The organism is Intestinibacter sp. (genome assembly GCF_051866655.1).
Taxonomy (GTDB): Bacteria; Bacillota; Clostridia; order Peptostreptococcales; family Peptostreptococcaceae; genus Intestinibacter.
Genome location: NZ_JBJDXL010000125.1, coordinates 1 through 6,252, shown reverse-complemented (window position 1 = coordinate 6,252; position 6,252 = coordinate 1). Strand labels below are relative to the sequence as shown.

13 protein-coding genes are annotated in these 6,252 nt (G+C 29.6%); all 13 read left to right on the top strand.

The window, feature by feature from the left end; genetic code table 11:
• The coding region (locus ACI3VO_RS03345; RefSeq protein ID WP_439756562.1) for a sigma factor-like helix-turn-helix DNA-binding protein at window positions 1-324 on the top strand (324 nt) is incomplete at its 5' end.
• Window positions 325-338: 14 nt separating this feature from the next.
• Window positions 339-638: a hypothetical protein gene (locus ACI3VO_RS03340; RefSeq protein ID WP_439756561.1), complete on the top strand. Its 300-nt coding sequence runs from the start codon at window positions 339-341 to the stop codon at window positions 636-638.
• The gene (locus ACI3VO_RS03335) at window positions 628-876 is read left to right on the top strand and encodes a hypothetical protein (RefSeq protein WP_439756560.1); all 249 of its coding nucleotides are present in this window, start codon (window positions 628-630) and stop codon (window positions 874-876) included. Before ACI3VO_RS03340 ends, ACI3VO_RS03335 begins: the two co-directional genes overlap by 11 nt.
• Entirely contained in the window at window positions 851-3,115 is a 2,265-nt protein-coding gene (locus ACI3VO_RS03330; RefSeq protein WP_439756559.1) for a DNA polymerase, read from the top strand. Before ACI3VO_RS03335 ends, ACI3VO_RS03330 begins: the two co-directional genes overlap by 26 nt.
• Before the next feature lies 1 nt (window position 3,116).
• Entirely contained in the window at window positions 3,117-3,365 is a 249-nt protein-coding gene (locus ACI3VO_RS03325; protein WP_439756558.1) for a hypothetical protein, read from the top strand.
• Window positions 3,343-3,549 (top strand): hypothetical protein, encoded by a 207-nt coding sequence (locus ACI3VO_RS03320; RefSeq protein ID WP_439756557.1) that lies wholly within the window; start codon window positions 3,343-3,345, stop codon window positions 3,547-3,549. Before ACI3VO_RS03325 ends, ACI3VO_RS03320 begins: the two co-directional genes overlap by 23 nt.
• Window positions 3,546-3,758: a hypothetical protein gene (locus ACI3VO_RS03315; RefSeq protein WP_439756556.1), complete on the top strand. Its 213-nt coding sequence runs from the start codon at window positions 3,546-3,548 to the stop codon at window positions 3,756-3,758. Before ACI3VO_RS03320 ends, ACI3VO_RS03315 begins: the two co-directional genes overlap by 4 nt.
• On the top strand, window positions 3,751-4,155 hold the full coding sequence (locus tag ACI3VO_RS03310; protein WP_439756555.1) for a hypothetical protein: 405 nt from the start codon (window positions 3,751-3,753) through the stop codon (window positions 4,153-4,155). Before ACI3VO_RS03315 ends, ACI3VO_RS03310 begins: the two co-directional genes overlap by 8 nt.
• Entirely contained in the window at window positions 4,152-4,415 is a 264-nt protein-coding gene (locus ACI3VO_RS03305; RefSeq protein ID WP_439756554.1) for a hypothetical protein, read from the top strand. Before ACI3VO_RS03310 ends, ACI3VO_RS03305 begins: the two co-directional genes overlap by 4 nt.
• Window positions 4,402-5,025 (top strand): hypothetical protein, encoded by a 624-nt coding sequence (locus ACI3VO_RS03300; RefSeq protein ID WP_439756553.1) that lies wholly within the window; start codon window positions 4,402-4,404, stop codon window positions 5,023-5,025. Before ACI3VO_RS03305 ends, ACI3VO_RS03300 begins: the two co-directional genes overlap by 14 nt.
• 218 nt (window positions 5,026-5,243) lie before the next feature.
• On the top strand, window positions 5,244-5,711 hold the full coding sequence (locus ACI3VO_RS03295; protein ID WP_439756552.1) for an AAA family ATPase: 468 nt from the start codon (window positions 5,244-5,246) through the stop codon (window positions 5,709-5,711).
• On the top strand, window positions 5,692-6,057 hold the full coding sequence (locus ACI3VO_RS03290; RefSeq protein WP_439756551.1) for a hypothetical protein: 366 nt from the start codon (window positions 5,692-5,694) through the stop codon (window positions 6,055-6,057). Before ACI3VO_RS03295 ends, ACI3VO_RS03290 begins: the two co-directional genes overlap by 20 nt.
• A complete protein-coding gene (locus ACI3VO_RS03285; protein WP_439756550.1) occupies window positions 6,054-6,197 on the top strand; it encodes a hypothetical protein in 144 nt (47 codons plus the stop codon). The genes ACI3VO_RS03290 and ACI3VO_RS03285 overlap by 4 nt, the downstream gene beginning before the upstream one ends.
• Window positions 6,198-6,252: the final 55 nt, after the last annotated feature.

Here is a 6,252-nt window from a genome sequence, read left to right as displayed (position 1 = left end):
CTAGTTTCTGTTGATGATTTTATAGGAGGTGATGAGGATAATAATCAAGTGTGCGATATTATTCCAGATAATTCTGAACCATTAGAAGATACAGTAAATAAAGAATATACTGTTAAAGAATTAGAGAGATTACTTTCTAAATTAACTGTAAGAGAACATGATATTCTATGTATGTTCTATGGCATTGGGATGGACGCTGTTAATCCTAGAACTATAGCTGAAATGTTTGGAGTTGGGAATGAGAGAATTAGACAATTAAGAGACGCTGCTTTAGATAAGTTAAAACATAGATTTTCTAAACAACTTAAAAATTTATTGCAATGACATTTGGAGAAATTTTGAAAGAACTTGAAAATAGTAAAGTAGTACGTAGAACTTCTTATAGGTCAGATATAGTTGTCTATAAACAGATTCCTGCTTCTATTGGCACTAAGTATATTCTTAAAATGCAATCTACTCCTTCTGATATGAAAATTATGCTAATGAGAAAAGAAGCAGAACTTAATTTCAGAAATCAGTATATTGTATATGATTTCACTGATGAAGCTGCTACATATATTACATTTGATGGAGATGACATTACTGCAACAGATTGGGAAGTTGTTGATGTAATGAATTATGATCCATATGCAGAATGATAATTATCCTATAGGCAGTGCTAGTGATCCAAAAGCTCCATATAATGAACCATTGATGCATAAAGTAAATGTAGAAGTTGGTGTAGAGCTTGGTTTATTTCTAAAGGTAGAAGTTTATAATGAAGAAGAAATAGAAGAAGAAGTAAATAGGCAAATTTATTATAGATTTAAAAGTCCAGATACAGAGATAAACAATATTAAAATTTATACTGATGATTTTCCTAATAAGCAAGAATAGGAGTCTGTTTAAAAGTAATCTCTATAATGAATGTACACTAGAAGTAGCTTTAGAATGGCTAAATAAACTTGAAGAAGTAGAGGTTGATACAGAAACTATGGGTTTAGATTGTCATACTAAAGACTTACTTACTATACAACTTGGAAATCCAGAGAATCAGTATGTATTTGATTGGACCACATTAACTAAGGAAGAAAGGCAGATACTTAAAAACTACTTAGAAGGTGATAAACTTCTTATTGGAGTAAACCTTATGTTTGATCTTACCTTCTTATATAAGCAAGGAATCTGGCCTAAGAGAATTTATGACCTAATGATAGCAGAACAGCTAATTTATCTAGGTTATCCTAAGGTACTTACAGCAGAGTTAGTTAATGAACTTGGAATAGAATTTCCAATGTATGAACAATTAACTAAAGATGATGGAACTCCTTATTATGAACTTAGCTATTCTTTAAAAGCAATGGCCAAAAGGTATCTTGGGATTAATGTTGATAAAACTGTTCGTGGTGCTATCATAAATGAAGGTCTTACTGAAAGAGTTGTCCAGTATGCAGCCGGTGATGTTATGTGGCTTAGTAAAATCAAGGAAAAACAACTTATTGCTTTAAGAGAACAAGAATTAGAAAAAGCATGTGAGTTTGAGTGTTCCTTTGTGAGGGCTTTAGCTTATACTAAATATTGTGGAGTTCATTTGGATGCAAATAAATGGCAAGACAAAATGAATAATGACAATGCTAAACTATCTAATGCTATTTCTAAGCTTAATGAATGGGTTGTAAACTGGGACAAGAATAGAACACATATTGGAGATTGGGATATAAAGTATCCTGGAATTGATTTTAATGATCGAGATAGAGATTCTCTAGATAATCTTCTAAAAAATGGTTACAAACGATCTCCAGAAGATGACCTGGATTCCCCAAATGGTAAAGTCTCAGCTTATAAGAAGAAAGTTAAAAGTTTATTTACTAAGATAGATAGACAAGGAGATCTTTTTACTGGTTTTAACACAGAACCACAATGTACTATAAACTGGGCTAGTAATAAGCAGGTTGTACCATTCTTTGAATTACTTGGTATTAATTGTGATGGCTTTGATAAGAAAACTAAGAGGAAAAAGAAGACTATAGAAGAAGACCATTTAAAACCACAAAAGGATAAGTTTCCAATTATTCCACTATTTCTTGAATATCAAAAAGCTGCAAAAGTTGTATCTACATATGGGCAAAATTGGCTTAATGCTATAAACCCAAAAACTGGAAGAATACATGTAGAGGTCCATCCTATTGGAACAGACACGAGCCGTGTATCATCAGGAGGAGGTCCTTATAAACTTAACCAACAGAATTTACCAAATGATTCCATAACTAGAGGATGTTTTACTGCTGAAAAGGGCAATACGTGGCTTAGCTGTGATTACTCAGGACAGGAGAGCCGCATTATAGCATCTGTTTCTAGAGATACTTCTATGGTGGATCTATTTAAAGATCCAAAAGGAGATGTTCATAGCCTAGTAGCTTACATGAGTTATCAGAAAGAAATACCAAGAGATACAAAAATATCTGATATTAAAGAGAATTACCATCAATATAGACAATTCGCTAAATCTATTGAATTCGCAATTAATTATGGTGGTGATTTTAATACTATTTCTAGTAATATGAGTCTTCCAATTGATGAGGCTAAGAGAATATACGATAATTTCATGGCAGGTTTCCCAGGTGTTAAAGAATATCAAGATTACTGTAGAAAAGCTGTTGTAGTAAAAGGATATATCCTTATGAATCCAATTCTCAAACATAGAGCTCATATATTTGACTTTCCTTGGATGCTAAGAATACAAGAAAAATTTAAGGAAGAAGGATTCTGGGAATATTATAGAGAAATGAAAAAAAATGGAATTGTATGCGATACAATAAATACTGTAAAGAGGTATTTTAGAAGAAAATCTGAATCTGAGAAACAATCAATAAACTATCGTATACAAAACCGCGGAGCATGTGCCTATAAACTAGCTTCAATACTATTCTTCAATTGGATAGTGGATAAAAATTATCAGAACATAGTTAAAACCTGTGTTGAGGCACATGATGAGAAAAATGTAGAATGTCCTGAATCTATGAAAGATGAAGTATCTGCTAAATTATTGGAATGTATGATAGAAGGAGGAAAGCCATTCTGTCCTAATGTATTTCTTGGAGCAGATATGTCAATAGGAGACCATTGGATACACTAATATGATAATAAATTATACAATCTTACACTATGGAGAGACTGAAGTCAATATTGATGGAATTATTGATGACTTAAAAAGACATAATATATTAGAAGATGATATGGTAATAAATGACATTTATGATAACTACTACTATTATCTAGATAGGTATAGTACTATGCCTATGGATGGAGAACCAGATGAAGAGAGTCTCGATGATTTAGTAAATGTAATTATTGATAAGCTTCATGAATTACAGAATAAAGTATAATGTAATAGTAAACGGAAATACTATTACCAATAAAGAAATTATTGTTAAGAATAAGTGTAGTGAATTAGTAGCTAAAGTATCTCTTGAGGAATACCTTAGAAGAAAATATGAAGATTCATTTAATAGACTTATAATTAACAGTTGTTATGAAAATAATCCATTGTTTGAATTTTTCAATCTATGACAGTAGAAGTAGTAAAAGAATTTTTAGCTAACTTTCCAAAACCAAAAGAATGGAGAAATGGTCAGTTTGTATATAACATATTGTATAGAATTGATCATACTGCAGCAGAGTTTGCGCAATTTGAACAACATTCTGATTGTTATTATAATGATGATAAAATAGACGATTTTATTAAATATTGGACTAAAAAGGTTAATAGTTATGAGTAGTTATTTAAACATTTATGGAGTTCTTAAAGACTCTAAAAAGAAAATTTCTTTAGCAAGTTTTAGCAGAAGCCATCAATTATATCAAGAGCTTAATGACAATTTATCTATTCCATGGGCAGGTAATGATGATGTTTATATGGACTTAACTAATACTGACATACAAAGAGTTATTTCTAATGTTAATAAGCAAATATCGGAAGTAGATAAAAGGTTAAGTGAATATGAAAGACATGCTAATGGTAACATTGATATAATTAATGATATTCTTAGTTTTAAAGAGTACAGAGAAGAATTAATATCTACTAGAGAATACTTATATTTTCTTGAAGAGTTAATTGATAATACTACCTACAATTATGAAGACGCATTTGAAAAAATAATTTGTAATATATCATGAAGTATTTAGTACATGTTTGGACAGGGTATGCTGGTGATTATTTTAAAGTAGAATCAGATAATATTGATTCCATTTATCCACTAGCAGAAGAAAAATCGTATGAACATTTTATTGAATCTGGAGCTTATTCTATTGTAGTAGAAGAAAACCAAGATTTGGATGAGACTGATTTAGAAGTATTAATTGACGATAGTTATCATTACTCAATAGAGAAATTTGCTGGAACAGAAGAAGAATGGAATCAATATGAAGATTTGTGATAATTTTGAACAATTATCTACATTCTTTGACATATTAAAAGATTCAGATGATTTTTATTTTGTACAAATAATTCAGAGGAAAAAGGATGGGATTGAACTCCCGTCCTATACCTCTGGAGCACGTACAATAAGAAGTTTTTACTTTTTTAATAAAAAACATTTTCTAGAACAAAAGGAATATATCAAAGAATTATGTAGAAACAACAAAGCCAGAGCATACTTTTGGATAAATCCTAGAAATACCGTTGATGTGGCATGTGAATCTATCAAACAATTTGCTGAATTAATTCAAAGTGGAAATACTAAACAGGGAATAGCGGTGTATGATAGAGCTACTGGTTCTAGTAGAAGTGCAAAATATGACAAACTATGGATTGTAGACTTAGATTCTAAGGATATAGAATATAAGAATACTGTTATATCTTTAATAGAAGAATGCAGGCCAGAAGGAAATAAAATAAAATACATAATTCCAACTATTAATGGTTATCATTTAATTACTAGTAAGTTTGATAAGCATCTATTCCAACAAAAATTAGCTATTAAGCAATTAGATAATCTAGATATACATAATGATAATCCAACTCTTTTATATTATGAGCACAACTAATTTTATATACTGGTTATTTCCAGCAATGATACTAGGAACAATATTTTGGTTTCTTTTAATATTTATCAATCCAATTATAATGTCTTTGACTTTTGTATATGGATTAGGTCTAATAACTATTGATGAATTTAACAAGACACAAGAAGATAATTAAATATATGACAAAACTTAACAAAAATGAATAATATGAAAGGATCTTGCACTAAGAAGATTATTCTTTGTCGCGGATACAGGGATCAGGAAAGACAACATATGCAAAACAATGGGTATTAGAAGATCCAGAAAATAGAGTTAGGTTTAACAATGATGATATTAGAAATATGCTTGGAAAATACTGGGTTCCAAGTAGAGAAGAACTAGTGTCAAATTTAAAAGAAGCTTTTCTAAGCAAAGCAATGGGAGCAGGATATGATATTATTGTGGATAATATGAATCTTAATGAAAAAGAAATTAAATACTACAATAATTTTGTAACCATACATAATCAGTCTGAGAATTTGTGCAGTGATATTTTTGAAGGGGTTAGTAATATACAATATACAATAAAATTTAAAGACTTTTTCATTCCATTAGAAGAATGTATAAGAAGAGACTCTCTTAGAGAAAACCCCATAGGTGAGGAAGTAATTAGAAGTACATATGAAAGGTATAAATATATCATAGAATATGAATCCGAAAAAAGTTAAAGAAATAATACAATTATTACCAAAAGATTGTAATCCTAGATTAGGAGGTTCCTATAATCTATATCTTAGAGGTTTAGTAGACTCTTTTAGAGATATTGATATTATTATTGATAAGGGAACTATTGATAAAGTTAATTTACCATTTCCTAAAATTGAATCATTTCATGGAAAAGGTTTAAATAAAAGAATTAAGTATTGTATTAATGGACGTGAAGTAGATATTCTTGAAAGCATTAATCCTGCAGATTCTATATTTAACCCAATTATGGAAATATGGTTTGAAAGTGCTAATAATGTTATAAAAGCTAAAGAAAAAATTAATAATTATTTAAAAGAATTAAAATGACATTTATTATTCATTTTAAGGATGGTCATAGAGAAATGTATCACAACAGATATGATGAATCTATAGAACATGAAATAGATGCTGCATGGGATGATGTATATATGAAATTTCCAGATGCTGATTATATAGAATCTTTTTAATATGAAACTTATTAAACCTTCATTTGAAATAATTAAGCAACCTTCTGGTCTAGAA

What these genes read in the sequence shown, in the direction of transcription:
- ACI3VO_RS03300 (WP_439756553.1), top strand. Translation starts at nt 4,402, where the DNA reads ATGAAGATTTGTGATAATTTTGAACAATTATCTACATTCTTTGACATA.
- ACI3VO_RS03330 (WP_439756559.1), top strand. Translation starts at nt 851, where the DNA reads ATGATTTTCCTAATAAGCAAGAATAGGAGTCTGTTTAAAAGTAATCTC.
- ACI3VO_RS03335 (WP_439756560.1), top strand. Translation starts at nt 628, where the DNA reads ATGCAGAATGATAATTATCCTATAGGCAGTGCTAGTGATCCAAAAGCT.
- ACI3VO_RS03305 (WP_439756554.1), top strand. Translation starts at nt 4,152, where the DNA reads ATGAAGTATTTAGTACATGTTTGGACAGGGTATGCTGGTGATTATTTT.
- ACI3VO_RS03285 (WP_439756550.1), top strand. Translation starts at nt 6,054, where the DNA reads ATGACATTTATTATTCATTTTAAGGATGGTCATAGAGAAATGTATCAC.
- ACI3VO_RS03310 (WP_439756555.1), top strand. Translation starts at nt 3,751, where the DNA reads ATGAGTAGTTATTTAAACATTTATGGAGTTCTTAAAGACTCTAAAAAG.
- ACI3VO_RS03325 (WP_439756558.1), top strand. Translation starts at nt 3,117, where the DNA reads ATGATAATAAATTATACAATCTTACACTATGGAGAGACTGAAGTCAAT.
- ACI3VO_RS03320 (WP_439756557.1), top strand. Translation starts at nt 3,343, where the DNA reads ATGAATTACAGAATAAAGTATAATGTAATAGTAAACGGAAATACTATT.
- ACI3VO_RS03315 (WP_439756556.1), top strand. Translation starts at nt 3,546, where the DNA reads ATGACAGTAGAAGTAGTAAAAGAATTTTTAGCTAACTTTCCAAAACCA.
- ACI3VO_RS03290 (WP_439756551.1), top strand. Translation starts at nt 5,692, where the DNA reads ATGAATCCGAAAAAAGTTAAAGAAATAATACAATTATTACCAAAAGAT.